This window comes from Streptomyces sp. NPDC050534, from assembly GCF_044457745.1.
GTDB lineage: Bacteria > Actinomycetota > Actinomycetes > Streptomycetales > Streptomycetaceae > Streptomyces.
This window is the reverse complement of sequence record NZ_JBITHF010000005.1, coordinates 551,464-575,138: the sequence shown is the minus strand read 5'-3', so window position 1 is coordinate 575,138 and position 23,675 is coordinate 551,464. Positions and strand designations below refer to the sequence as shown.

Annotated in this window: 26 protein-coding genes; 15 read left to right on the top strand and 11 right to left on the bottom strand. The window is 72.3% G+C overall.

Annotated features, from left to right (window positions below; all coding sequences use genetic code 11):
* Positions 1–6 precede the first annotated feature (6 nt).
* The gene (locus tag ACIBN2_RS19945; protein WP_399135794.1) at positions 7–696 is read left to right on the top strand and encodes an NUDIX domain-containing protein; all 690 of its coding nucleotides are present in this window, start codon (positions 7–9) and stop codon (positions 694–696) included.
* A 48-nt stretch (positions 697–744) separates the two neighbouring features.
* Positions 745–1,728, top strand: a complete 984-nt coding sequence (locus ACIBN2_RS19940) for an aldo/keto reductase (RefSeq protein ID WP_399135793.1) — start codon at positions 745–747, stop codon at positions 1,726–1,728.
* 15 nt (positions 1,729–1,743) lie between these two features.
* Here ACIBN2_RS19940 and ACIBN2_RS19935 read toward each other — a convergent pair whose 3' ends face one another.
* The gene (locus ACIBN2_RS19935) at positions 1,744–2,304 is read right to left on the bottom strand and encodes a dihydrofolate reductase family protein (RefSeq protein WP_399135792.1); all 561 of its coding nucleotides are present in this window, start codon (positions 2,302–2,304) and stop codon (positions 1,744–1,746) included.
* Positions 2,305–2,368: 64 nt separating this feature from the next.
* Entirely contained in the window at positions 2,369–3,370 is a 1,002-nt protein-coding gene (locus ACIBN2_RS19930; protein ID WP_399135791.1) for a sigma-70 family RNA polymerase sigma factor, read from the bottom strand.
* Here ACIBN2_RS19930 and ACIBN2_RS19925 point away from each other — a divergent pair.
* A complete protein-coding gene (locus ACIBN2_RS19925) occupies positions 3,369–4,199 on the top strand; it encodes a DUF427 domain-containing protein (RefSeq protein ID WP_399135790.1) in 831 nt (276 codons plus the stop codon). The genes ACIBN2_RS19930 and ACIBN2_RS19925 overlap by 2 nt on opposite strands.
* Here the strand turns inward: ACIBN2_RS19925 and ACIBN2_RS19920 are convergent.
* From ACIBN2_RS19920 to ACIBN2_RS19900, 5 genes are all read right to left on the bottom strand, one after another.
* Positions 4,162–4,698 carry an NUDIX hydrolase family protein gene (locus tag ACIBN2_RS19920; RefSeq protein WP_399135789.1) on the bottom strand — a complete coding sequence of 179 codons (537 nt, stop codon included), beginning with the start codon at positions 4,696–4,698 and terminating at the stop codon, positions 4,162–4,164. The two genes, ACIBN2_RS19925 and ACIBN2_RS19920, sit on opposite strands and share 38 nt — an antisense overlap.
* 27 nt (positions 4,699–4,725) lie before the next feature.
* Positions 4,726–5,841, bottom strand: coding sequence for an amidohydrolase family protein (locus tag ACIBN2_RS19915; RefSeq protein WP_399135788.1), 1,116 nt, complete (start codon positions 5,839–5,841; stop codon positions 4,726–4,728).
* 1 nt (position 5,842) lies between these two features.
* Entirely contained in the window at positions 5,843–7,240 is a 1,398-nt protein-coding gene (locus ACIBN2_RS19910; RefSeq protein ID WP_399135787.1) for a glutamine synthetase family protein, read from the bottom strand.
* A gap of 40 nt (positions 7,241–7,280) precedes the next feature.
* Positions 7,281–8,093, bottom strand: coding sequence for an SAM-dependent methyltransferase (locus ACIBN2_RS19905; protein WP_399135786.1), 813 nt, complete (start codon positions 8,091–8,093; stop codon positions 7,281–7,283).
* Positions 8,094–8,224: 131 nt separating this feature from the next.
* Positions 8,225–9,097 (bottom strand): hypothetical protein, encoded by an 873-nt coding sequence (locus ACIBN2_RS19900; RefSeq protein ID WP_399135785.1) that lies wholly within the window; start codon positions 9,095–9,097, stop codon positions 8,225–8,227.
* 190 nt (positions 9,098–9,287) lie between these two features.
* On the opposite strand from ACIBN2_RS19900, the gene ACIBN2_RS19895 reads away from it, so the two are divergent.
* The 11 genes from ACIBN2_RS19895 (at position 9,288) to ACIBN2_RS19845 (ending at position 20,311) form a co-directional block, all read left to right on the top strand.
* Entirely contained in the window at positions 9,288–9,755 is a 468-nt protein-coding gene (locus ACIBN2_RS19895; protein ID WP_399135784.1) for a potassium channel family protein, read from the top strand.
* 203 nt (positions 9,756–9,958) lie between these two features.
* Entirely contained in the window at positions 9,959–11,434 is a 1,476-nt protein-coding gene (locus ACIBN2_RS19890) for a cytochrome P450 (protein WP_399135783.1), read from the top strand.
* An 81-nt stretch (positions 11,435–11,515) separates the two neighbouring features.
* On the top strand, positions 11,516–12,394 hold the full coding sequence (locus ACIBN2_RS19885) for a Cof-type HAD-IIB family hydrolase (RefSeq protein WP_399135782.1): 879 nt from the start codon (positions 11,516–11,518) through the stop codon (positions 12,392–12,394).
* Positions 12,395–12,485: 91 nt separating this feature from the next.
* On the top strand, positions 12,486–13,139 hold the full coding sequence (locus tag ACIBN2_RS19880; RefSeq protein WP_399135781.1) for a helix-turn-helix domain-containing protein: 654 nt from the start codon (positions 12,486–12,488) through the stop codon (positions 13,137–13,139).
* Between the two features lie 45 nt (positions 13,140–13,184).
* The gene (locus ACIBN2_RS19875) at positions 13,185–14,519 is read left to right on the top strand and encodes a M24 family metallopeptidase (RefSeq protein WP_399135780.1); all 1,335 of its coding nucleotides are present in this window, start codon (positions 13,185–13,187) and stop codon (positions 14,517–14,519) included.
* A complete protein-coding gene (locus ACIBN2_RS19870) occupies positions 14,519–15,499 on the top strand; it encodes a thiamine pyrophosphate-dependent dehydrogenase E1 component subunit alpha (protein WP_399135779.1) in 981 nt (326 codons plus the stop codon). The genes ACIBN2_RS19875 and ACIBN2_RS19870 overlap by 1 nt, the downstream gene beginning before the upstream one ends.
* Positions 15,487–16,485, top strand: coding sequence for an alpha-ketoacid dehydrogenase subunit beta (locus tag ACIBN2_RS19865; protein ID WP_399135778.1), 999 nt, complete (start codon positions 15,487–15,489; stop codon positions 16,483–16,485). The genes ACIBN2_RS19870 and ACIBN2_RS19865 overlap by 13 nt, the downstream gene beginning before the upstream one ends.
* A gap of 22 nt (positions 16,486–16,507) precedes the next feature.
* Positions 16,508–17,860 (top strand): amidohydrolase family protein, encoded by a 1,353-nt coding sequence (locus ACIBN2_RS19860; protein ID WP_399135777.1) that lies wholly within the window; start codon positions 16,508–16,510, stop codon positions 17,858–17,860.
* Entirely contained in the window at positions 17,857–18,732 is an 876-nt protein-coding gene (locus tag ACIBN2_RS19855) for a cupin domain-containing protein (protein ID WP_399135776.1), read from the top strand. Before ACIBN2_RS19860 ends, ACIBN2_RS19855 begins: the two co-directional genes overlap by 4 nt.
* Positions 18,729–19,418: an SDR family NAD(P)-dependent oxidoreductase gene (locus tag ACIBN2_RS19850; RefSeq protein WP_399135775.1), complete on the top strand. Its 690-nt coding sequence runs from the start codon at positions 18,729–18,731 to the stop codon at positions 19,416–19,418. Before ACIBN2_RS19855 ends, ACIBN2_RS19850 begins: the two co-directional genes overlap by 4 nt.
* Positions 19,415–20,311, top strand: a complete 897-nt coding sequence (locus tag ACIBN2_RS19845) for an NAD(P)-dependent oxidoreductase (RefSeq protein WP_399135774.1) — start codon at positions 19,415–19,417, stop codon at positions 20,309–20,311. The genes ACIBN2_RS19850 and ACIBN2_RS19845 overlap by 4 nt, the downstream gene beginning before the upstream one ends.
* Positions 20,312–20,324: 13 nt before the next feature.
* Here the strand turns inward: ACIBN2_RS19845 and ACIBN2_RS19840 are convergent, their stop codons facing one another.
* From ACIBN2_RS19840 to ACIBN2_RS19825, 4 genes are all read right to left on the bottom strand, one after another.
* Positions 20,325–20,972 carry an endonuclease gene (locus ACIBN2_RS19840; protein WP_399135773.1) on the bottom strand — a complete coding sequence of 216 codons (648 nt, stop codon included), beginning with the start codon at positions 20,970–20,972 and terminating at the stop codon, positions 20,325–20,327.
* Positions 20,969–21,301: a DUF3140 domain-containing protein gene (locus ACIBN2_RS19835; RefSeq protein ID WP_399135772.1), complete on the bottom strand. Its 333-nt coding sequence runs from the start codon at positions 21,299–21,301 to the stop codon at positions 20,969–20,971. The genes ACIBN2_RS19840 and ACIBN2_RS19835 overlap by 4 nt, the downstream gene beginning before the upstream one ends.
* A 62-nt stretch (positions 21,302–21,363) precedes the next feature.
* A complete protein-coding gene (locus tag ACIBN2_RS19830; protein WP_399135771.1) occupies positions 21,364–21,846 on the bottom strand; it encodes a Dps family protein in 483 nt (160 codons plus the stop codon).
* 101 nt (positions 21,847–21,947) lie between these two features.
* Entirely contained in the window at positions 21,948–22,757 is an 810-nt protein-coding gene (locus tag ACIBN2_RS19825) for a lysophospholipase (RefSeq protein ID WP_399135770.1), read from the bottom strand.
* Positions 22,758–22,901: 144 nt separating this feature from the next.
* Between ACIBN2_RS19825 and ACIBN2_RS19820 the strand changes: the two genes are divergently transcribed.
* Positions 22,902–23,675 carry a sulfite exporter TauE/SafE family protein gene (locus ACIBN2_RS19820; RefSeq protein WP_399135769.1) on the top strand — a complete coding sequence of 258 codons (774 nt, stop codon included), beginning with the start codon at positions 22,902–22,904 and terminating at the stop codon, positions 23,673–23,675.

Genomic DNA, 23,675 nt, shown 5'->3' with positions numbered 1-23,675 from the left:
CGCCCGATGACCGCCGGCATCGACACCCCGGACCGCCGCGGCCGCACCGGCCTGGACCGCACCGGCCTGGACCTGACCGGAAACCCGCGCGTGAGGGTGCGCGAGGTGAAACTGCTCTCCAGTCACTGGTACGTCGAGCGCGCCACCACCTTCGACTTCCTGAGCGCCGACGGCACCTGGAGCAGCCAGCAGCGCGAGACGCACGACCGCGGCAACGGCGCCACCATGCTGCTGTACGACGCCGTACGCGAAACGGTGCTGCTCACACGGCAGTTCCGCTTCCCCGTGTACGTCAACGGACATCCCGACGGCATGCTGATCGAGACCCCCGGCGGGCTCCTCGACGACGAGGACGAGCATCCCGAACTCGCCGTGCGGCGCGAGGTGGTGGAGGAGACCGGGCACACCATCGGCGACGTGCAGCACGTCTTCGACGTCTACATGAGCCCCGGCTCGGTCACCGAACGCGTCAGCTTCTACGCCGCCGCCTACGGGCCCTCGACCCGCACCCACGAGGGCGGCGGCCTCGACGAGGAGGGCGAGGACATCGAGATCGTCGAACTGCCCTTCCGCCGCGCCCTGGAGATGATCCGCACCGGCGAGATCAACGACGCCAAGACCATCATGCTGCTGCAGTGGGCGGCGCTGGAGGGCCCGTTCGCCGGACCTCTTGACTTGAAGAGCGCTCCAAGCTGAAGACTCCCGTTCGTGCCCGGAACTCCCGGGCACGAACGGGAGGACACCATGAAGTACCGCACGATCGGAAGCGACCCGGCCAACCGGCGTGAGGTGAGCGTGATCGCCCTCGGCGCGATGCTCATGGGCTCACGCACGGACGAGGAGACGTCCTTCGCCGTCCTCGACCGCTATGTCGAGGCCGGCGGCACCTTCGTCGACACCTCCGACAACTACGCGTTCTGGGAGGACGGCGGCGAGGGCGGGCAGAGCGAGGAACTCCTCGGCCGGTGGCGGCGCAGCCGCGGCATCGGCGACGAGATCGTCATCGCGACCAAGCTCGGCGCGCGCCCGCTCGCCCCCGGCACGAGCTACGTCGACAATCCCGAAGGCCTGTCCGCGAAGGTGATCCGCGAGTCCGCCGAACGCAGTCGGCAACGCCTCGGCGTGGACAAGCTGGACCTCCTCTACGCCCACATCGACGACCCCACGGTCCCGCAGCGCGAGACGGTCGAGGGCTTCGCCGAACTCGTCGGCGAGGGCACGGTGGGACTGCTCGGCGTGAGCAACCAGTCCGCCTGGCGGGTGGAGCGGGCCCGCGCCCTCGCCGCCGGGAGCGGCCTGCCCGGATACGAGGTCCTCCAGTACGCGCACAGCTACCTGCGCCCGCGCACCGACGTGCCCGACGACATGTTCCCCGACGGCAGCCTCGGCCACGTCGGCCCCGACCTCCTCACCTACCTGCGCGCCGAGCCCGCCCTCACCCTGGTCGCCTACTCGCCCCTCCTCAAGGGCGCCTACACCCACCCGGACCGGCTCCCCTCCGACTTCGACCACCCGGGCACGGCGCCGCGCCTCGCGGCCCTGCACGACGTGGCCCGCGAAACGGGAGCGACACCCAACCAGGTCGTCCTGGCCTGGCAGTTGGGCGGCGAACTCCCCGTCATCCCGCTGGTCGGCGCCTCGTCGGTGGCCCAGCTGGAGGAGAACCTGGCGGCGGCGGACCTGGAACTGACGGCGGACCAGCGGGCGCGTCTGGACGCGGCCCACTGACCCGCATCCACTCCCTTACCGCTGAGCCGACCTGCGGTAGCACGTGAGGACGGCCTGGCCGATCTGCTCGGCCGACAAGCACTCCAGGTGCACGGGTGAGCCGCCGGCGGGGAAGAGGCGGTCGCCGGTGCCCAGGACGGTGGGGAAGGTGATCAGGCGGTACTCGTCGACCAGGTCCTCCGCCATCAGGGTGTGCACGACGCTCAGGCTGCCCGCGACGACCACGTCGCGCCGCTCCCGCTTGACCGCGTCCACCAGGTCGCCGTCCAGGAGCCGGGAGTTCGCCCAGGCGGAGACGTCGGTGAGGGTGCGGGTGGCGACGAGTTTCGACGCGGCGTTCATGCGCGCGGCGAAGGGGTCGTCGCGGCCCGGCCACAGCTGGGAGAACTGCTCCCAGGTGGTACGGCCCAGCAGCATGACCCCCTCGTCCAGGGCCGCCCCGAGCCGGAACTTGTCCCCGGCGACCGCCTCGGGGCCGTGCCGGAACATCCAGCCGCCGCCGGGTGTGCCGCCGCGGCCGTCCGGGTCGGAGACGATTCCGTCCAGGGTGGTGAAGGCGATGACGATGACGCTCATGGCGATGTCCTCTCGGAAGTCTCGGTCGGTGCTCACCGGTACGTACCGGCGTCACCGACCGGACTCATCGCCCGCTCTCGGATTCGTCCGAAGAAACTTCCCCGGGCAGGCCGAAGGCCGCGAACACCTGCGGATCGGCGAACACCACGTTGCTCGCGATCTGCCCGCCGACGACGGTGAAGACCTGCAGCGTGTGCAGCCGGTGCCCGCCGTCCGGCGCGGGCGCGTACGCGGCCAGCGCCGGCTGTCCGCCCGCGGTGAGCGGCCGGGTGCGCCAGTCCGTGCCGCGCATCGCGAACACCCGGTCCATGAACAGGCCGTAGTCGCGGCGTCCGCGGTACCACAGCGGCACCGGCGGCATCTCCAGTACGGCCGCGTCGGTCAGCAGCCGCACCAGGGCGGGCACGTCGGCCGCCTCGAAGGCCAGCGCGTACCGCCGCACGACCTCCCGCGCCCCGGCGTCGTCCGGCTCGGACACCTCGCCGGGATCGCCCACGCCGGCGATCGCCGTCCGGGCCCGCTGCAACGAACTGTTGACGGCAGCGACGGTCGTCCCCAGCTGCTCGGCCACCTCCGCGGCACTGAACTCCAGCACTTCCCGCAGCACCAGCACCGCCCGCTGCCGCGCCGGAAGCACCTGCAACGCGGCCACCAGCGCCAGCCGCAGATCGGCCCGCACGTCGACGTCGTAGCGGGAGTCGGGGAACGGCTGGAGCCAAGGGATGTCGAAGGCCGGCGTCAGCGGTGCCCCCGGGTCCTCGCTCGGCGCGCCGAGGCCGGACGGCAGCGGCCGGCGCGCCCGCCCCTCCAGCGCCGTCAGGCACACGTTCGTCGCGATCCGGTACAGCCAGGTCCGCACCGACGCGCGCGAGGCGTCGTAGCGCTCCCGGGCCTTCCACGCCCGCAGCATCGTCTCCTGCACCAGGTCCTCGGCCTCGTGGAACGAGCCCAGCATCCGATAGCAGTACGCCACCAGCTCGCCCCGGTACGGCTCAAGGTCCATGGGCACATCATGGCGCACGCCACCTCTGGCAGGTCCCCGCCCGCTGTGCGTGACTGGAGGCATGAGCCCACTCCCGACCGAGCGATCCCTCCGCACCACCCCCGAAGGTCTCCACTGGGAGCCCAGCGAGCGCTGGGTGCGCGGCGTCAAGGGCGATGTCACCGTCGTAGACAGCCGCCGCCCCGTCCTCGTGTGGGAACCCGAGCTGCCCGTGCCGCAGTACGCCTTCCCGCGCGCCGACGTGCGCGAAGACCTCCTCCGCCCCGCCAAGAACCCGCACACCGGCACCCACACCGGCTCGCAGATCTTCTACGACCTGGAAGTGGGCGACGAGCGGGTGGCGAACGCCGCCTGGACCTTCCCGTCCGCCGAGCTGGCCGACCACATCGCCTTCGAGTGGTTCCGGCGGCCCGGCAGGGGCCTGGACCACTGGTACGAGGAGGAGGAAGAGATCTTCATCCACCCCCGCGACCCGCACAAACGCGTCGACGCCATGCCCAGCAGCCGGCACGTCCAGGTCGAGATCGACGGCACGCTCGTCGCGGACACCCGCCGCCCCGTGCTGCTGTTCGAGACCGCCCTGCCCACGCGCTACTACATCCCGCGCCAGGACGTCCGCCTCGACCTGCTCAAGCCCACCGACCACCACACCGGCTGCCCCTACAAGGGCACCGCCGAGTACTGGTCCTGGCGCGGCGACGCCGACGTGCCGCCCAACCTGGTCTGGAGCTACCCGGAACCGCTGCCCGCCGTGGGCCCGATCCGCGGACTCCTCGCCTTCTTCAACGAGGCCGTCGACATCGTCGTGGACGGCGAGCGTCAGGAGCGCCCGGTCACGCCGTTCAGCGCGACGCTCAAACCGAGCAGCCCACGTGGGCCAGAGCCTGCTTGAGCAGCACCCCGTGCCCGCCGGGCATCTCGCTCTGCACCGCCTCCGACGCGGCCTCCTGCGGGCTGAACCAGACCAGGTCCAGGGCGTCCTGCCGGGGCCGGCAGTCGCCGGAGACCGGGACCACGTAGGCCAGGGACACCGCGTGCTGGCGCGGGTCGTGGAACGGCGTGATGCCCTGCGTCGGGAAGTACTCCGCGACCGTGAAGGGCTGCAGGGACGCCGGGACCCGGGGCAGCGCCACCGGGCCGAGGTCCTTCTCCAGGTGGCGCAGCAGCGCGTCACGGACCCGCTCGTGGTGCAGGACCCGCCCGGAGACCAGGGTCCGGCTGACCGTGCCGTCCGGCCCGATGCGCAGCAGCACGCCGACACTGGTGACTTCGCCGCTGTCGTCCACCCTGACGGGCACGGCCTCGACGTACAGGATCGGCATACGGGCACGCGCCGATTCGAGGTCGTCGGCGCTCAGCCAGCCCGGCGTGGTTTCGGTCATGTCAGACATTGCTTGATCATACTTTCAGGAGGGGCCTCAGAGGCGGTAGACCCGAGAGGCGTTGTGTGCGCCTGCCCACTCCGCGATCCGCAGAGCGTCGGGCAGGCTCAGCTCGTCGGCGTCCACCCGGTCCTGCAGCAGAGCGGCCAGACCGGTGCGGAAGGCGAGCGCGCCGAGACAGTAGAACTCCGCCACACCATAGGCGTCGGAGCTGTACAGCAGCTTGCGGAACGGCGTGATCTCCAGGGCCTCCGCCAGGACGGCACGGGCGCGCGCCGGGCCGACGTAGTGCAGGGTGAGGCCCACGTCCAGATACACGTGCTCGAACACCGCGGCCAGATAGGCGGCTTGGCGCTGGTACGGCCAGCAGTGCAGCAGCAGCACCGGGATCGCGCCGCCGGTCAGGTGCAGCCAGTCGGTGAGGTGCGTGGGGTCGCTCCGGTGCATGCGGATGTCGCTGTCGCCGAAGCCGGTGTGCAGCTGGAGCGGCAGTCCGAGGTCGACCGCCGTCCACAGCAGGTGCCGTACGAGAACGGGATCGTCCAGCCTTCCGCCGCGTGCCGTCCAGCGCCGGGCCGCCTGCGTCACCTCGGCCCGGGACGGGCGCGCCGGGTCGAGGTCGAAGCCGGTGCGGTAGGCGGCCACGGACTTCACCCCGACCACGCCCGGCCGCCCCACGGCCTCGTGCGCGGCCTGCCGGAAGGCGTCGCCGTAGTCGCCGGCCTCGACCCCGCGCGCGGCCACCGCCTCGGCGACGTTCTCCAGCCGTACGATCTCGTACGCCGTCCCACCGGCCGTTCCGGCCAGCTCCGCCGGGGTGGTGAGCCGGTCCGGCGCGTATCCCGTGTCCACGCAGAACACGCCCGTCCCTGAGGCGGTCAGGAAGCGGCGGTGCACCTCTTCCGCGCCCAACTCGGCGCGCCGCGCGAGGTATTCGTCGGGCGGCGCGTGCCGGGGAAGGTCCAGCAGCGGCGCGCAGTGGCGGCGCAGGGCCACGCCGACGGGACTGTCGAAGGAGGAGATCCCGGGCCAGGCACGGCCCTCGGTGATCAGCTCCTCGAAGGCGTTCCGGGGCAGGCCGGCGGTGACGAGTCCGTGGCAGTGGTGGTCCACCAGCGGCAGCGCGTCGAGAGCCTCCCGGACCGCGCCCATGTCAGTACTTCCAGCGGTACGCCGCCGCCACCCGCTCGTCGTCCAGGCCGTCGACCGCGGCGGCCTCCCCCTGCCGTACGGCGATCACGGCGTCGGCGAGGACCGGTCCGAGGGCGGTCCGCAGCCGCTCGTCCTTGCGGAACTCCGTGACGGCGTCGGCGAGGGAGGTCGGCAGGCGCCGCACGCCGCGGGCCGCCGCCTCCTCCAGGCGGGCCGGATCGCCGGTGATCTCCTCGGGCAGGGCAGCGGAGGAGGTCAGGCCGTCCAGTCCGGCCGCGATCAGGCAGGTGAGGGCGAGGTAGGGGTTGGCGGCCAGGTCGACCGGCTTGACCTCCAGGTTCGCGGCCTGGTCGCGCAGGCCCGCCGTCCCCGTGACGACGCGCACCGCGGCCTCGCGCGTCTCGCGGCCCCAGCAGGTGAACACCCCGGCCCACTGGGAGGGTTTGAGCCGCAGGTAGCTCGCCGGGCTGGGCGCGGTGACGGCCGTGAGGGCCGGGAGGTGGTCGAGCACGCCGGCCGCGAAGGACTCGGCGTCGGCCGTCATGCCGTAGCGGCCCTCGCCGCCGGAGTGCAGGTTGACGCCGTGACGCCAGGCGGAGAGGTGGACGTGGCCGCCGTTGCCGACGCCCTGGGCGAAGACGGCCGGGGAGAAGGAGACCACGAGCCCGTGGCGCCGGGCCACGGCCCGGATCGTCTGCCGCACCAGGACGCTGCGGTCGGCCGCCGCCACCGGGTCGACGGCGCCCACCGAGATCTCGAACTGACCGGCCGCGTACTCGGGATGGAGCTGCTCGACGTCAACGCCCTGTGCGGCGAAGGCGGCCAGCAGGTCGGCGGTGTAGTCGCCGAGTTCGATCTGCCGCGTGGCGCTGTACGCGGGCCCCGTGGTCGCGGGCACGAACTCCCCGCCCTCCGCCGGTCCTTGGCCGACCGACCACTCCACCTCGACGGCGGCCCGGAAGGTCAGGCCGTGCTGCTCGGCGGCCTCGGAGACGATCCGGCGCAGCGCCGTGCGGTTGCAGCCGGGATGCCGCTCGCCCTCCTGGGTGATGCGGTCGACGGGTGCCCAGGCCCAGCCGGGCTGCCCGGCCAGGACGGTCAGTTGGTCGAGGTCGGGGTAGAGGCGCAGGTCACCGTCCGGGGAGCCCAGAACGTCGGTGGAGACGATGGAGTCGTTCGCCAGGAACGTGTCGAACACCGGCGACATCCCGACGCCCCAGGCCGCCGCGGAGGCGAGCTTGGCCGTCGGGATCGTCTTGATCCGGCCCACGCCCGCCGTGTCGACGTAGGACAGCACGATGCCGTGCACGCCCCGGCCCGACAGCTCGCCGCCGAGCGCGGTGGCCCGTTCGACGTCACCGGGGCGCCCGCCGGGGACGGGATCGGCAAGGGTGGTCATACGTCCTCCACGGGTGCGTCCTCGATGTGCGGCACGCCCGTCAGGGTTTCACGGCCACCGCGCCGAACTGCGGTACCACGGCGGGCGTTTCGGGATCGGCGCGCCAGCGTGAGCACGACACCAGACCCGGTTCGAGCAGGTCCAGGCCCTCGAAGAAGGCGGCGATGTCCGTGCCGCTGCGTGCGGTGATCGGCGGGGTGGCGTTCTCGTTCCAGAACTTCATCGCCGGAATCTGGCCCTCCCCGCCGAGTTCGGCGTCGAAGGTCGGGTGGGTGAGGGCCAGGTAGCTGCCGGAGGGCATCTCGGCCATGACCCGGCGCACTATGCCGCGTGCCTCCTCGGTGTCCGGCACGAAGTTGAGGATGCCCAGCATCATCACCGCGACCGGCTCGCCGAAGTCGAGGGTTCCGGCGGCCCGTTGCAGGATCGCGTCCGGATCGCGCACGTCCGCGTCGACGTAGTCGGTGACACCCTCGGAGGTGCCGTTCAGCAGGGCGCGGGCGTGGGTGAGGACGATGGGGTCGTTGTCGACGTAGACGATCCGCGCCCCGGGGGTGACGCGCTGGGCGATCTGGTGCGTGTTCTCACCGGTGGGCAGGCCCGTGCCGATGTCCAGGAACTGCCGCACCCCGCGCTCCTCGGCGAGGAAGCGCACCGCCCGGCCCAGGAACCAGCGGTCGGCGCGGGCGATGTCGCGGATGATCGGGAACATCCCGGCGACGTGCTCGCCGACCTGCTGGTCGACCTCGTAGTTGTCCTTGCCGCCGATCCAGTAGTTCCACACGCGGGCGTTGTGGGCCACGCCGGTGTTGAGCACCGGCGACCCGCTCGAGGGGGTGTGGCTCTCCGTCACGACTGGGCTCCTTCTCGCACGCCGGTGGCCGTCGTGGCCATTGTGCCGCCCGGTGATCACGGTGTCCGGTGAACGCCGGGGAAACGGCTGATCGGTGTGCGGAATCGGCTGACGTGGCCGAATCGGCCGGGTCAGCGGGAGCCCGGACCGGCTGCCGGTGTCTTCCCGGACAGGACGTCCTTCAGCCGCTGCGTGCCCTTGGTCGCCGCCTGGCCGGTGGACTGCTGCTCGGCGCCGTCGAGGCCGCCCGCGGTGATGGTGATCGCGTCGTCGCCGACGCGGACGACGGCCACGTCCAGGGTGAGCGTGGCGGCCTCGCCGTTCGTGGTGCCCTGCACCACCACGCGCAGGTCCTGCCGGGAGTCGCCCACGGCGGGCACCGTGCCCTGGGTGACCTGGACCGTGCGCTTGCCGCCCTTGGCGTCGGTCGCGGTGAACTGGTCGCACTTGACCGGCAGCGTCTTCAGCCACGCCTGCGCGGAGCTCAGCTTGGCGGGGTCGTAGGAGGCGACCTGGTAGAGCAGGCGCGAGTTGCCCTGTTCGAAGCCCCGCAGCGCGGACGCGCCGGACGGCTTGCCCAGCAGGTTGTGGTCGTAGAGGGCGTTCAGGAGTTTCTGGCAGTCGGCGGCGTCGGCCTTGGCGGTGAGGAAGCCGGCCACGTCGACCTTGCCGATCAGGAGCGTGTCGCCCCATTTGGCGGCGTCCTTGACCTGGTTCCAGCTGTCCTCGATGTCGGTCTCGGTGATCAGCGCGGCCTGCGCGCCGGCCGCGGTCAGGCGCGGCGGGGCCGAGGTGGCGGCCGTGTGCGGCGCGGCGGCCCTGGACGTCTCGGCGAGGGGGGAGGCGGCGACGTCGGCGGCCTGGGAACCGGAGCCGTCGCCGCTGCCGGAACAGGCCGCGGTGGCCAGCAGGGCGGCCGTGGCCAGCGCGGAGGCGAGCACGCGGACGGAGGGGGCACCTGCCATGCCCTTCGGACCACGGGGCGGGGACGGACGTCGGGACATGGCGGATGCCTCCAGAGGAACCGCGACAGCAGGGGCTCCCCTCAGCGCACCACCGGCGGCAGCCGCCCACCAGCGCACCGGTCCGTTCGGGGGAGTCCGCCCCGCGGCAACCCGAACGCCGCCCCCGGCATGCCCGCACGGCCGCCCGCGGTGACACTGGCGGCATGCCGGAGTGACCCAAGGAGTGGCCATGCTGCCCGGATTCCTCGCCAGGGCGGTCGAGTTGCTGCTCGGCCGGGAGGGCCGCTCGCTGCATGTGAAGGCGGCGGGCGCGGCGACGGCCGTCCTGGCCGTGGTGACGCTGCTCGGCGCGTGGGCCGTCGTCGTGGCCGAACACGGCGCCCCGCGCGCCAACTTGAGGACCTATCCGCAGGCGCTGTGGTGGGCCGTCGAGACGGCGACGACCGTCGGCTACGGCGACTACTTCCCCGTGACCTTCGGCGGCCGCGTCGTCGCGGCGGCCGTGATGGTCGTCGGGATCACCACGTACGGAATGGTGACGGCCGCGCTCGCGACCTGGTTCGTCGGGCGGGAACAGCGGCGTCGCCGCCATATCGCCAGCCACGCACGGGAGTTGAGTGAGGAGACCGTGCACGCCCTGCACGAGCGCTTCGACCGGCTGGAGCGGATGATGGCCGGCGACGGCGGGCGGGAGTGACGCCGGGCGGGAGTGACGGCGAGCCGGAGTGACACCGGGCGGCATCGCACGGCGGGCGCGCCCGACGCCGGGAACGCCGCCTGCTACCCGCCAGTACCCTGCCGTGTGACACGTGTGACGTCTGAGGTACGGTCCCTCCCGGGTCCGCGCGCATCCGCCGCCCGCGGACCGCTACGCGCAGGGCCGAAGGGGGCGCCGCAGGCATGGAGTTCCACCTGGTCGACGACGGCGAAGGGCCCCCGCAGCCGGACGGCACCCGCCTGGAGGACCTCGCCCCGCAGCCCCTGCTGACCCGGGACTACGAGACCCGCCCCGAGCTCGTCTACGAACGGCTGCGGAAGCACCACGGCCCCGTCGCGCCGGTCGACCTGCTGGGCGTGCCCGCCTGGCTCGTGCTGGGCTACCGCGAGTCCTTCGAGGTGCTCCAGAACGACGCGGCCTGGCCCAAGGGCCTGGAGAACTGGCGGGCCCGCTCGGAGGGCCTGGTCCCCGCCGACTGGCCGCTCGGCCCCTCCCTCGAGGTCAACCACGTGCTGATCCAGGGCGGCCCGGGATACCGCACCCTGCGCGGTGCCTGGGACATGGCGCTGCGGCCGTTCCAGGACCCGCGCAACCCGCAGGCCAAGCGACTCAGGGCCGCCGTCACCGGCTACGCCGACGAACTGATCACCCTGCTCGGGCAGGGCGGCCGCACCGGCCTGGCCGACCTGTCGGCGCAGTTCTCCCGCCCGCTGCCGCTGATGGCCGCCAGCCACCTGCTCGGCTTCCCCACCTCGCGGGGCGACGACGCCCTGATGGACATGTGGCGCGTCCTCGACGCGGGGCCCGACGCCGAGCCCGCACTGGAACGCCTGCTGGTCACGCTCTGCGACCTGGCCGCCACCAAGATCGAGAAACCCGGCGACGACTTCCCCTCCCACCTGGCCGCCGCCCATCCGGAGCTGTCCGTCGACGCCCTGGCCCGGGAGCTGTTCATGCTGCTCGGCATGGTCTCCGACCACGTCGGCATCCTGATCTCCAACACCGTCGTCGAGGTGATCTCCGGGGAGAGCGAGGGCGGCGTGCGCACCGCCCTGTCCGCCGGCATGGTCCGCGAGACCATGAACCGCGTGGTCATGCGCAAGCCTCCGCTGGTCAACTTCGTGCCCCGGTTCGCCACCGAGGACACCCGGCTGGGCAACTACACCGTCCGCGCCGGCGACCCGGTGTGGGTCTCCGCCGCCGCCGCGCACGCCGACCCCGTCTTCGCCGCGCGGATGGCACCGGACTCCAGCATCAGCAGCCGGGCCCATCTGTCCTGGGGCGCGGGGCCCCGCCAGTGCCCGGCCCGCGAGCTGGCGTCGGCCATCGCGGCGGTCGGCGTGAGCCGCCTTTTCGAACGGTTCGGGCACATCGAGCTCGCCCTCCCCGTCGACCAGCTGCCCTGGCGCTCCTCGCCCTTCATGCGGGGGCTGCGCTCGCTGCCCGTGCGCTACGAGCTGACAGGGCCGGAGCTGCCGGTCACGCCGCCGCCGGCGGTGGACGCGGCGCGCGCAGCAGACACATCGGACGCAGCAGACACGGCGGACGTATCGCGGGAATCGGACGCGCCCGGTGTGGCCGCGGTGACAGGGCCGTCCGCCTGGCGGCGCTCCTCGCTGTGGCGCTACCTGACGGGCCTGATCCGGTCCGGAAACTGACCGCTCACACCGTTCGCGTAGGGTGACGGGACCGCCGCAGGTCGTCCGGCGCCCCGTCGCGCCCGTATCCGGAAGCAGGTCATGTCCTCCGCCCCCGCGCCCGTCCTCACCGCCACCGACCCGTCCACCGCCACCGACCCGTCCACCGGCTCCGCCGGCATCCGGCTGATCGTCACCGACATGGACGGCACGCTCCTGGACGACGCCAAGCGGATTCCGCCGGGACTGTGGGACACGCTGGCTGAGCTGCGCCGCCGCGGAGTGCTCTTCAGCCCGGCGAGCGGACGCCAATACGCCACGCTGGCACGGGAGTTCGCCGACGTGGCCGAGGGCATGGCGTTCATCGCGGAGAACGGCACCTATGTGGTGCGCGACGGCGCGGAGCTGAGCTCGGATCCGCTGGAGCCGGCCGTCGCGGCCGCTGTCGTGCGGGCGGTGCGGCGGCTGGCGGCGGGCGGCGTGGACGTCGGAGCCGTCGTCTGCGGCAAGCGCTCCGCCTACGTCGAGCGCGGCGACGAGGCGTTCCTGGCCGAGGTGCGCAGGTACTACGTCGAGCACCGCGTCGTCGAGGACGCCACCGCGGTCGACGACGACGTCATCAAGATCGCCCTCTTCGACTTCGGCTCCGCCGAGCGCACCACCGCCCCCGCGCTGGCGCCCTTCGCCGCCACCCACCAGGTCGTCGTATCCGGCGAGCACTGGGTCGACGTCATGAACCGCACCGCCAACAAGGGCGCCGCCCTGCGCAGGCTCCAGGACGAGCTGGGCATCACGCCCGCGCAGACCATGGTCTTCGGCGACTACCTCAACGACCTGAAGATGCTGGACGCCGCCGACTGGTCCTTCGCCATGGCCAACGCCCACCCGGACGTCGTCGCCCGGGCCCGCCACCTGGCCCCCTCCAACAACGACAACGGCGTGCTGCGCACCATCGCGCGGGTGCTCGGCCTGGAAGCCTGACGCACGGCGGGCCTCACCTGGGGCTCTGGCGTCCCGGTCCACCCCGGCTGTTCAATGGTGCTGCACATGCCCGCACCGGAGAGGAGCCGCCGTGTCTCCCGCCGCCGTGCCGCCCGTCGGGGCGCGCATCCGCCAGGCGCGCCTGGCGAAAGGCGTGAGCCTGCGCGCCCTCGCGCGCGACGTCGGTGTCTCCGCCAGCCTGGTCTCCCAGATCGAGACCGGCAAGAGCCAGCCGTCGGTGAGCACGCTCTACGCCATCACGACGGCGCTCGGGATCTCCGTCGAGTCGCTCTTCGACGCCGGGGAGGCCGTCGCCGTCTCCCCTCTCGCCGCCGCGTCCCCGGCGGCGGCGCAGGCGCCCGTCCTGCGCGCGCTCGCGGCCTTCGCCGCCGACCCGGGGCGCCGTATCGGCCCGGTGGTCACGCCGGGGGAGCGGGAGGTGCTGGAGCTGGACTCGGGGGTGGTGTGGGAGCGGCTCGGACACGTTCCCGGCACGGACGTCGACTTCCTCCAGGTGACCTACCGCCCCGGCGGCGCCTCCTCCGGCTCCGGTGGCCTGATGCGGCACGCGGGCACCGAGTACGGCTGCCTGACCTCGGGCGAACTGGTCCTCACCCTCGGTTTCGAGGAGTACACCCTGCGCCCCGGTGACGCGGTGTGCTTCGAGTCGACGACCCCGCACCGCTACCGCAACGACGGCGCGGAACCCGCCGTCGGAGTCTGGTTCGTGTTCAGTGACACTTGACACCCGTGCCGCATGGTCGTTCACTCCCAAGTGGGGGTGGTCGCCATGGCGATCCGTACATACGGCCCCAATGCCGTCGACTGGGAAGAGCGCATCGACCTGGACCGGCTGCGCAAGGAGCGCCTGTCCCGGCTGAACGAGAAGCTGAACAGCTCGTCACTCGGCGCTGTGCTGAGCTTCGACTTCGCCAACATCCGCTACATGACCGCCACGCACATCGGCACCTGGGCGATCGACAAGCTGATCCGCTTCGCCCTGCTGGTGCGCGGCGGCGAGCCCGTCGTCTGGGACTTCGGCTCCGCCGCCCGGCACCACCAGCTCTACAATCCCTGGCTGGACTACAGCGACGGCAAGGGCGGCGAGCCCACGGGCGCCCGGGCCGGGATCTCCACCCTGCGCGGCGCCTTCCACCCGGACGCCGGCATCGCCGAGGAGGTGGCCCGCAAGATCGCCGCGGAGCTGCGCGAACACGGCCTCGCGGGCGAACCCCTCGGCATCGACGTCGCCGAGATGCCCGTCCTGACCGCCCTGCGGGCCGAGGGTATCGACGTCGTCGACGGCCAGCAGATCTTCCTGGAGGCCCGCCGCACCAAGACTCGCGACGAGATCTCCCTGCTCACCCAGGCGTGCGCGATGGTCGACGCCGCGTACGAGGAGTTGTACGGGTACCTCCGGCCGGGCGTGCGCGAGAACGAGTGCGTCGGCCTCGTCAGCAAGGTTCTCTACGACCTCGGCAGCGAGTACGTCGAAGGCGTCAACGCCATCTCCGGCGAACGCTGTTCACCCCACCCGCACGTCTACAGCGACCGCCTGATCCGCCCCGGCGACCCCGCCTTCTTCGACATCCTGCACAGCCACCTCGGCTACCGCACCTGCTACTACCGCACCTTCGCCGTCGGCAGCGCCTCCCGCGCCCAGCGCGACGCCTACGTCCGCTGCCGTGAGTACATGGACGAGGCCATCGCCCTCGTCCGCCCCGGCGCCACCACCGCCGACATCGTCCAGGTCTGGCCGCGCGCGGAGGAGTTCGGCTTCGCCGACGAGACCGCCGCCTTCGCCCTGCAGTACGGCCACGGCGTCGGCCTGTCGATCTGGGAGAAGCCCATCTTCAGCCGGCTGGTCTCCCTGGACCACCCCGAAGTCCTCGAAGAGGGCATGGTGTTCGCCCTGGAGACCTACTGGCCGGCCGCCGACGGCTGGTCCGCGGCCCGTATCGAGGAGGAACTGGTCGTCACCGCCGACGGCTGCGAGGTCATCACCAAGTTCCCGGCCGAGGAACTGCTGGTCGCGGGCCGCAAGTACTGGACCGTCGGCGGCGAGCTCAACACCCGCCGCGAATCCCAGTCCCATCTCAACACCGGCCGGAGCGGGGGTGCTTGATGACCGACCGGGACGAACTCCTCGCCCTGTATGAGCAGATGGCCGTCATCCGCCGTACGGAGAAGGCCGCGCACGACCTGTTCCTGTCCGGCCTGGTCAAGGGCACCACCCATCTCGCCGCGGGCCATGAGGCGATCGCCGTCGGCGCGAGCGCCGCGCTGCGCCGCGACGACTACGTCTTCGCCACCTACCGCGGCCACCACCACGCCATGGCCCGCGGCGCCACCCCCGAGGAGTGCCTCGCCGAACTCATGAGCCGCGCCACGGGGTTGTGCAAGGCCAAGGGCGGCTCCATGCACCTGACGAAGGCGTCCGAGAACATGCTCGGCTCCTACGCCATCGTCGGCGCCCACCTCCCGATGGCGGCCGGCGCCGCCTGGTCGGCCCGGCTGCGCGGCACCGGGCAGATCGCGGTCGCCTTCTTCGGTGACGGGGCGACCAACATCGGCGCCTTCCACGAGGCGCTCAACCTGGCCGCCGTGTGGAAGCTGCCCGTGCTGTTCGTCTGCGAGAACAACCTGTACATGGAGTACACGCCCATCGCCGACGTCACCGCCGTCGCCCGGCCCGCAGCCGACCGGGCCCCCTCCTACGGCATCCCGGGCGAGGTCGTCGACGGCAACGACGTCGTCGCGGTCCGGGACGCGGTGGCCACGCTGGCCCGGCGGGCCCGGGCAGGAGACGGGCCCGCCCTGCTGGAGGCCGAGACCTACCGCCACTTCGGGCACAGCCGCGCCGACCCGGCCACCTACCGCCCGGCCGAGGAGGTCGAACGCTGGCTCAAGCACGACCCGTTGGACGTCGCCCGCGGCCGGCTCGCCGAGCTGGGCGTACCCGAGGAGACGCTCACCGCGGCCGACGAGCGCGCCCGTGACCTCGTGCAGAAGGCCGTCGAGGCGGCGAAGAACGCGCCGCCGCCCGACCCGGACCAGGCGCTGACCGACGTGTGGGCGGACGGAGGTGCGGCATGGCGGACGTGAGCACGGACCGTGACGTGATCACCTACCGGGAGGCGGTCGCCGAGGGCATCGCGCGGGAGATGCGGCGCGACGCGGCCGTCGTATGCCTGGGGGAGGACATCGGCGAGGCGGGCGGGGTGTTCAAGACGACCGCCGGCCTGTTCAAGGAGTTCGGCCCCGAGCGGGTGTGGGACACGCCCATCTCCGAACAGGCCATCGTGGGCGCGGCGATGGGCGCCGCGATGACCGGGATGCGGCCGGTCGCCGAGATCATGTTCTCGGACTTCCTGGCCTGTTGCTGGGACTACCTCGCCAACGAGATCCCCAAGGTGCGGTACATGACGGGCGGTCAGGTCACCGTGCCCCTCGTCGTGCGCACCGCCAACGGCGGCGGCCTCGGATTCGGCGCCCAGCACTCGCAGGCCACGGAGAACTGGGCGCTGACCGTACCGGGGCTGAAGATCGCGGCCCCCGCCACGCCCGCCGACGTCATCGGCATGATGGCGGCGGCCATCCGCAGCGACGACCCCGTCGTCTTCTTCGAGCACAAGGGACTGCTGGCGAGCAAGGGCGCCGCACCGCCACCGGATCACGTGGTCGAGCTGGGCCGCGCGGCCGTCGTCCGCGACGGCACCGACGTGACAATGGTCGCGCTCGCCTCGATGGTCCCGGTGGCGCTCGAGGCAGCCGCGCGGATCGCCGAGGAGGGCGTCGACGCGGAGGTCGTGGACCTGCGCAGCCTCGTCCCCCTGGACACCGCCACGGTCCTCGCCTCCCTCGCGAAGACCTCACGGCTCGTGACCGTCGAGGAGAACCCTTACCAGGGCGGCTGGGGCGCCACCCTCGTGTCGGTCGTCGCCGACGAGGGGTTCTCCCTGCTGGATGCGCCCGTGCGCCGGGTGGCGGGGGAGTGCGTCCCGCTGCCTTTCGCCGACGCGCTCGAGGAGCGGGTCATCCCCACCGTAGACAAGGTCGTGGCGGCCGTCCGGAGCCTCGCCGCGTACTGAACACCTCTGAGGAGGAAGCGCGATGACCGATCGGAAACTCCTTCGCGCCGGGCACGTGATCTCCATGGACGCCTCCGTCGGGGACCTGCCGAAGGGTGACGTCCTCATCGAGGACGGCCGCATCGTGGCCGTGCAGCCGGAGATCAGTGCGGACGCCGAGGTCCTCGACATGACCGGGCGCATCGTGATCCCCGGCTTCGTCGACACCCACCGCCACACCTGGGAGGCATCGATCCGCGGCGTCGCCCCCGACGCCACCCTCGACGACTACTTCGTCGACATCCTCGACACCTTCGCCCCGCTCTACACCCCCGAGGACGTCTACGCGGCCAACCTCGCCGGCGCCCTGGAGTGCGTCAACGCCGGCATCACGACGCTCGTCGACTGGTCCCACATCAACAACACCCCCGACCACCCGGACGCCGCGATCCAGGCGCTCGGCGACAGCGGCATCCGCGCCCAGTACGCCTACGGCAGCGCCAACACCTCCCTCGCCGACTACTGGTTCGAGAGCAAGATCGCGATTCCCGGGGACGACGTCCGCCGCATCCGCGCCAAGTACTTCGCCTCCGACGACGGCCTGCTGACCATGGCCCTGGCCACCCGCGGCCCCGGCTTCTGCCTGGGCGACGTCGTCACCTCCGAGTGGGCCCTCGCCCGCGAACTGGACATCCCCATCACCGTGCACGTGGCCATGGGACGCCTCGCCGGCCGCTTCGGCATGGTCAAGCAGCTGCACGAGATGGGCCTCCTCGGCCCCGACACCACCTACATCCACTGCTGCTACCTCAGCGAGGACGAGTGGCGGATGGTCGCCGACAGCGGCGGCACCGTCTCGATCGCGCCCCAGGTGGAGACCCAGATGGGGCACGGCTGGCCGCCCGTGATGAAGGCGATCGAGTACGGTCTGCGGCCCAGCCTGAGCATCGACGTCGTCACCACCGTGCCCGGCGACATGTTCACCCAGATCCGCGCGGCCTTCGGCGCCGAGCGGGCCCGGGTCAACGCCGAGTGCTGGCAGGCCGATGTGCCCGTCCCCGAAACGATGCTGACGGCACGTCGGATGCTGGAGGCGGCGACGGCCAGCGGCGCGCATGTCGCGGGACTGGAGCACCGCACCGGTTCCCTGACCCCCGGCAAGCGCGCCGACGTCGTCGCCCTCGACGCCACCGCACTGAACATGGCGCCGGTGCACGACGCGGCCGCCGCGGTCACGCTGTGCGCGGACGTGTCCAACGTCGAGACGGTCATCGTCGACGGTGAGATCTGCAAGCGCGACGGGAAGCTGCTGGCCGACGTCGCGCGGGCCCGCCGGCTCGTCGACGAGTCCCGCGACCGCCTCCTGGCGGCGAAGGAGGCGAAGCAGACGGCATGACCCGGCATCTGGTGCGACGGGCCGCGGATGTGCCCGAGCCGTCCTACGACCAACTCGGTCACCGGCGGCGGGAGTTGGTCGGTGAGGGCGACGGCAGCGTGCACACCGGCTTCGGCCTGTGCGAACTGCGCCCGGACGGCCGGGTGCCGGCGCATGTGCACTCCTACGAGGAGAGCTTCCACATCCTCGACGGCACGGTCGTCCTCGACGTGCCGGAGGGTTCCCACCTCCTCGAAGAGGGCGACTACGGCATCCTCCCGACCGGCGTCCCGCACGCCTGGCGCGGCGCAGGCGACGCCGTGGCACGCTGGGTGGACATGCTCGCGCCCGTGCCACGGGCCCGCTACGGGCACGACACCCAGGCGGTGCGCGACCTGCCCGCGCGCCACCCCGTGCGCATCGACGTCCGCGACCCGCGCACCCGCTCCTTCGGCCACTTCGAGCCCGCCCAGATGGACCCGGGCAAGCAGTCCCAGGACCTGCTGGCCGTCTCCGCGAGCATGCGCACCGCGCTGCTCGTCTACAGCGGCATCACGGTCAAGATGATGGTCGACGGCGACCTCGGCGCGGTCGCCTCCACGATGTTCATGGTCCAGTACGCGCCCGACGGCGTCGCGGGCACGCACGACCACCCCTTCGAGGAGACGTACTACTTCCTCGAAGGCGAGGCGGACGCGGTCTTCGACGGCGAGCACCACCGGCTCGGGCCGGGCGACTGCGCCTGGGCGGGCGCCGGTTGCGTGCACGGCTTCGCCAACGCCGGTCAGGGACCACTGCGTTGGCTGGAAACCCAGGCGCCGCAGCCGCCGTCGCGCCACTCGTACCGGTTCACCCGGGACTGGGAGTACCTGAGGGAGGCCCTGGAGTCATGAGCAGCGTGGTGGTCGTCGGCGGCACGTCGGGCATCGGCCGGGAGTTGGCACGCGTGCGCGCGGAACGGGGCGACGAGGTCGTCCTCACCGGCCGCGACGCCGGCCGCGCCGACGCCGTCGCCAAGGAGATCGGCGCCCGCGGCCTCGCCCTGGACCTGTCCCGGCCGCGCGAACTCGCCGGGGCGCTCACGGATGTCGGGCGCGTCGACCACCTCGTCCTCGCGGGCATCTCCCGCGACGAGAACCGGGCCACGGAGTACGACATCAGCGCCGCCCTGCGCCTGGTGACCCTCAAACTCGTCGGCTACACCGAGGTCGTGCACCGCCTGCGGCCCCATATGCACGACGACAGCGCGATCGTCCTGTTCGGCGGCCAGGCCAAGGAACGCCCCTACCCGGGCGCCACCACGGTCGCGACCGTCAACGCGGGCGTGCGGGGCCTGGTGAACACCCTCGCGGTCGAACTCGCCCCGGTGCGCGTCAACGCCGTCCACCCGGGCGTCGTCGGCGACAGCCCCTACTGGCGGGACAAGCCGGAGGAGGTGCTGGCCGGGCTGCGGGCGCGGACCCCGACCGGACGCCTCGCCACCATGGCGGACGTCGTGGACGCCGTGGACTTCCTGCTGCGCAACAGGTCCGTCAACGCGGTGGAGTTGAGCGTGGACGGGGGGTGGCTGCTGGGGTGAGCACCACCGGGGCAGGCGACGGGAAGCAGCGCGTGGCGGTGATCGGCACGGGCCGGATGGGCGCGGCCATGGCGGTACGGCTGCGCGAGGCGGGCTTCACGGTGACGGCGTACAACCGCACGCGGGCGAAGGCCGAGGCGACCGGGGCGACCGTCGTCGGCACGCCCGGGGAGGCCGCCGCGGCGGCGGACGTCGTCCTCGTCTCCCTCGCCGACGACGAGGCCGTGCGGCGGGTGTACGGCGGACAGGACGGCATCGTCGCCGGGCTGGACGGCGGCACGGTGGTCGTGGAGACCAGCACCGTCGCACCCGAGACGGTGATCGCGCTGAACCCGGGCGTCGAGAAGGCGGGCGGGGTCCTGCTGGACGCCCCCGTCTCCGGCAGCATCAGCGTGGTGGAGCAGGGCGCGCTCACGGTCATGGCGGGCGGAGACGCCGCCGCCCTGCAGCGGATCCGGCCCGTGCTGGACGTCCTGGCCGCCCACGTCGTCCCGCTCGGCCCCCTCGGCACGGGCGCCGCGATGAAGCTCGCGGTCAACTCCCTTCTGATGGGCCTGAACCAGGCCCTCGCGGAAGCTCTCGTGCTCGCCGAGCGGGCCGGGGTGGACCGGGAGTCCGCGTACGAGGTGTTCGCCTCGGGCGCCGCGGGGGCGCCCTTCGTACGGTACAAGAGGGAGGCGTATCTGCACCCCGACCGGGCCACGGTCGCCTTCACGCTCGAACTGGTCGCCAAGGACCTGGACTTGGCGCTGGCGCTCGCCGAACGCGTGGGGACGCCCATGCGACAGGCCGCCACGAACCGGCAGTTGGTCGGGGAGGCCATCGAGAAGGGCTTCGGCGGGAAGGATCTGAGTGCGCTGGCGGAGTTCCTGCGGGGCGGCAGGCCCGCCTGAGCCCGCACACGGGTCACGAGGCGCGCCGTCTGATGTCCTCCACCACGCCCTTGTCGAGCGCCGCACGCACCAACGCGGCCGCGAGCACGGCCGGTTCGGTGTCGCCCGCGAGCTCCACGATCCGGTCGGGGTCCTTCGGCAGGCCCAGCCGCTGTGCTCCGTCGAGGGCCTTGCCGTCCAGGTAGGGCGCGATCTCCGGCCAGACCCGCTGGACCTCGCGCAGGAAGATGTCGGCGCCGGCCGGGCCCAGGCCCGGCACCTCCTGGAGCAGGGTGCGCAGTTCGCCGACGTCGCCGTCCGCCTCCTTGCGCATCCGGCGCAGGTCCCCGCCCCACCGGTCGCTCACCAGCGCGGCGCCGTCGCCGAGCTGGGTGGCGGTGCGCTCGTCGTAGCGCCGGTAGCCGCCACGGCCCAGCGCGTCCACGCGCCGCTGCCAGTCGGCCCCGGCCATACGGCGCGGGTCGCGCAGCCCCGCGTCGTACAGCTCACGGGCCGAGTCGACGGCGATGGACCCGCGGATGCGGGCGCTGAGCAGCAGTGCGAGGACGAGCAGCCGGTACAGCGGCTGGGGCGTGTCCTTGAGCTTGATGCCGGCTTCCTCGGCGTACGTGCGTCCGTGTTCTCCGACGAGCTCCCGCACCACACTCGACGGGGCGGTCACGGCTTCAGCGGGTCGTGGCCGATCGTCATCAGACGGTGCCTGAGGTCGGAGTCCTCGGCCCTGGGCTCGTTCTCCGGGTCCGTCTGCTCCGTCACCGTGTCCACCACCTCGTACATCACCTGGACGTCGTCGTCGGTGAGGTCGGTGCGCCGCTTCTGCAGGATCGCGAGGACGTGCTGCCCGGTCGGCGGGCCCGCCTGGTCGGGCAGCGGCTCGGTGGTCTCGTCGGCGTCGGCGACCCGCAGCCAGGCGGCCAGTTCCTGCGACGTCATGTTCACCACGCGGTGGAAGTCCTCCCACAGCGCGTCGAGTTCGAGGGCGTCAGTCATCGGGCCCCCCTTTCCGTCGGTATGTACTCCGGTCCTTCGCCGTTCACTCCGGCCGGTCGCGGTCAGTTGTCGCGCGGCCAGTTCTCGGCGTCGAACATCCACCGCTGCTTCTCCAGCTCGGCGGTGATCGCGATCAGCAGGTCCTGGGTGACCGGGTCCGGCTCGTCGGTCGCGGCGATGCGCTCTCGCAGCCGCGCGATCGCCGCCTCCAGGGCGTCCGCGATCACCTGGACGACGTCCGTGTCCCGCAGCCAGCCCACCTTCGGGCCGGGCAGCGTGTAGCCCGTCGCGATCGTCTCGGGCCGCCCGTCGGGGGCCACGCCGAGCGCGGCGGCGCGCTCCGCCACCGTGTCGGCGTACGTACGCGTCAAGTCCACGACCTCGTCGAGCTGGAGATGGATCGAGCGGAACCGCGGACCCACGATGTTCCAGTGCGCCTGCTTCCCTATCAGCGAGAGCCCGAGAAGATCCACGAGAGTGCCCTGCAGAGCCTCGCCGACGACCTTGCGGGCCGGCTCCGGAAGCGTGCTCTTCACCACGGTCATAGCGTGCTTCTCCTTCCGGCGTAGTGCATGCCGCCGCGAGTGCCCAGGTCGAAGTGGTGCAAACACGGCGCTGAAGTGCCTCGCTCCGTCTCGGCGCCGTCTCAGCCGGTGAGCACGCCGTCCAGGAAGTGGATGACGTCGGCGAAGACCTCCGCCTTGTTCGTCTCGTTGAAGACCTCGTGCCGGGCGCCTGGGTAGACCCGCTCGGTGAGGTGGTCACCGCGGAGCCGTTCGACGCCGACGCGGCTGCCGGCCAGGGGGACCAGCCGGTCGTCGTCGCCGTGCACCCACAGCACCGGGAGCCGCCCGACGTCGCCGCCCTTGGCGACGGTCTCCAGCGTCCGTTCGAAGGCCTCGAGCGTGGGCCGCTTCATCGGTCCGTGCCAGACCAGCGGATCGTCGGCGTACGCCGCCCCGACCGCCGGGTCGCGGGAGAGCGCGGCCGGGCTGATGGGCGTGTCGGGGATCTCGTCGAACGCGAGCAGGCGCCCCGGCAGCTCCCACGCGCCGATCACCGGCCCGGACAGCACGAGCGCGGCGAGCTCGTCGCCGTGGCGCTGCGCGTAGCGGGCGGCGATCAGGCCGCCCATGGAGTGCCCGATCAGGACGAGCGGCAGGCCCGGGTGTGCCGAGCGGGCCAGCTCGGCCACGGCGTGCACGTCGGTGACCACGTCCTCGAAGTCCTCGATCAGCACCCGCTCGCCCGCCGACGCGCCGTGGCCCATGTGGTCGGGCCCGAAGACGGCCGCGCCGTGCTCGCGCAGAAGCCCGGCCAGTTCCGCGTACCGGCCGACGTGCTCGCCGTAGCCGTGGACCACGAGCGCGACGTAGCGTGGCCGCTCCCGGGGCCACTCGCGTACGGCGATCGTGCCCCGGGTGCCGGTCAGGACGTGCTCGCGGGCGTCGGCCATGTCTCTCCTCCAGCTGCGTCGGTGAACGGTGATGCCGCCGTGGTGCAGGGCCTCAGCATGATCCGGATCCTCCGGCGGCGAAAGGGCCACCAGGCGAGACGGTGCTTACAGGGCCGGATGTCTGCACATACCATCGGTCACCGCATGAACACGATGACGCTCTGGCACATATCCGGCTGGGAGTTCGCCGCCCTCGCCGCCGCCGCACTCCTGGTCGGCTTCTCCAAGACCGCCGTGAGCGGGGCCAACACGGTCAGCCTCGCCATCTTCGCGGCGGTGCTGCCCGCCCGTGCCTCCACCGGTGTGCTCCTGCCGATCCTGATCGTCGGTGACGTCCTCGCCGTCCTCACCTATCGCCGGCACGCCCACTGGCCGACGTTGTGGCGGCTGTTCCCGGCGGTCGCGGCGGGCGTGGTCGTCGGCACGCTGTTCCTGGTGTGGGCGGACGACGCGGTCGTCCGCACGTCGATCGGCGCGATCCTGCTGCTGATGGCAGGGGTGACGATCTGGCGCCGCCGCAGGGCGGAGGCCGAGGAGGAGCCGGACTCGGTGGCCACGCGCTCCGGCCGCGCCAAGGCCCGCTCCTACGGCGTCCTCGGCGGCTTCACCACGATGGTCGCCAACGCGGGCGGCCCCGTGATGTCGATGTACCTGCTGTCGGCGGGTTTCCAGAAGCTCGGCTTCCTGGGCACGTCGGCGTTCTTCTTCCTCATCGTGAACGTCTCCAAGGTCCCCTTCAGCGCCGGCCTCGGCCTCATCGACGGCCGCTCACTGCTCCTGGACGCCGCCCTCGCCGTGTTCGTCGTACCCGGCGCGTTCCTCGGCAAGTGGGCCGTGAACCGCATCAACCAGCGGCTTTTCGAACAGCTCGTGATCGCCGCGACGATCGTGGGCGGCCTCCAGCTCCTGCTCCGCTGA

Coding starts and splice junctions, on each gene's coding strand:
- ACIBN2_RS19945 (WP_399135794.1), top strand. CDS start 7: ATGACCGCCGGCATCGACACCCCGGACCGCCGCGGCCGCACCGGCCTG.
- ACIBN2_RS19940 (WP_399135793.1), top strand. CDS start 745: ATGAAGTACCGCACGATCGGAAGCGACCCGGCCAACCGGCGTGAGGTG.
- ACIBN2_RS19935 (WP_399135792.1), bottom strand. CDS start 2,304: ATGAGCGTCATCGTCATCGCCTTCACCACCCTGGACGGAATCGTCTCC.
- ACIBN2_RS19925 (WP_399135790.1), top strand. CDS start 3,369: ATGAGCCCACTCCCGACCGAGCGATCCCTCCGCACCACCCCCGAAGGT.
- ACIBN2_RS19930 (WP_399135791.1), bottom strand. CDS start 3,370: ATGCCTCCAGTCACGCACAGCGGGCGGGGACCTGCCAGAGGTGGCGTG.
- ACIBN2_RS19920 (WP_399135789.1), bottom strand. CDS start 4,698: ATGTCTGACATGACCGAAACCACGCCGGGCTGGCTGAGCGCCGACGAC.
- ACIBN2_RS19915 (WP_399135788.1), bottom strand. CDS start 5,841: ATGGGCGCGGTCCGGGAGGCTCTCGACGCGCTGCCGCTGGTGGACCAC.
- ACIBN2_RS19910 (WP_399135787.1), bottom strand. CDS start 7,240: ATGACCACCCTTGCCGATCCCGTCCCCGGCGGGCGCCCCGGTGACGTC.
- ACIBN2_RS19900 (WP_399135785.1), bottom strand. CDS start 9,097: ATGTCCCGACGTCCGTCCCCGCCCCGTGGTCCGAAGGGCATGGCAGGT.
- ACIBN2_RS19895 (WP_399135784.1), top strand. CDS start 9,288: ATGCTGCCCGGATTCCTCGCCAGGGCGGTCGAGTTGCTGCTCGGCCGG.
- ACIBN2_RS19890 (WP_399135783.1), top strand. CDS start 9,959: ATGGAGTTCCACCTGGTCGACGACGGCGAAGGGCCCCCGCAGCCGGAC.
- ACIBN2_RS19885 (WP_399135782.1), top strand. CDS start 11,516: ATGTCCTCCGCCCCCGCGCCCGTCCTCACCGCCACCGACCCGTCCACC.
- ACIBN2_RS19875 (WP_399135780.1), top strand. CDS start 13,185: ATGGCGATCCGTACATACGGCCCCAATGCCGTCGACTGGGAAGAGCGC.
- ACIBN2_RS19870 (WP_399135779.1), top strand. CDS start 14,519: ATGACCGACCGGGACGAACTCCTCGCCCTGTATGAGCAGATGGCCGTC.
- ACIBN2_RS19865 (WP_399135778.1), top strand. CDS start 15,487: ATGGCGGACGTGAGCACGGACCGTGACGTGATCACCTACCGGGAGGCG.
- ACIBN2_RS19860 (WP_399135777.1), top strand. CDS start 16,508: ATGACCGATCGGAAACTCCTTCGCGCCGGGCACGTGATCTCCATGGAC.
- ACIBN2_RS19855 (WP_399135776.1), top strand. CDS start 17,857: ATGACCCGGCATCTGGTGCGACGGGCCGCGGATGTGCCCGAGCCGTCC.
- ACIBN2_RS19850 (WP_399135775.1), top strand. CDS start 18,729: ATGAGCAGCGTGGTGGTCGTCGGCGGCACGTCGGGCATCGGCCGGGAG.
- ACIBN2_RS19835 (WP_399135772.1), bottom strand. CDS start 21,301: ATGACTGACGCCCTCGAACTCGACGCGCTGTGGGAGGACTTCCACCGC.
- ACIBN2_RS19830 (WP_399135771.1), bottom strand. CDS start 21,846: ATGACCGTGGTGAAGAGCACGCTTCCGGAGCCGGCCCGCAAGGTCGTC.
- ACIBN2_RS19825 (WP_399135770.1), bottom strand. CDS start 22,757: ATGGCCGACGCCCGCGAGCACGTCCTGACCGGCACCCGGGGCACGATC.
- ACIBN2_RS19820 (WP_399135769.1), top strand. CDS start 22,902: ATGAACACGATGACGCTCTGGCACATATCCGGCTGGGAGTTCGCCGCC.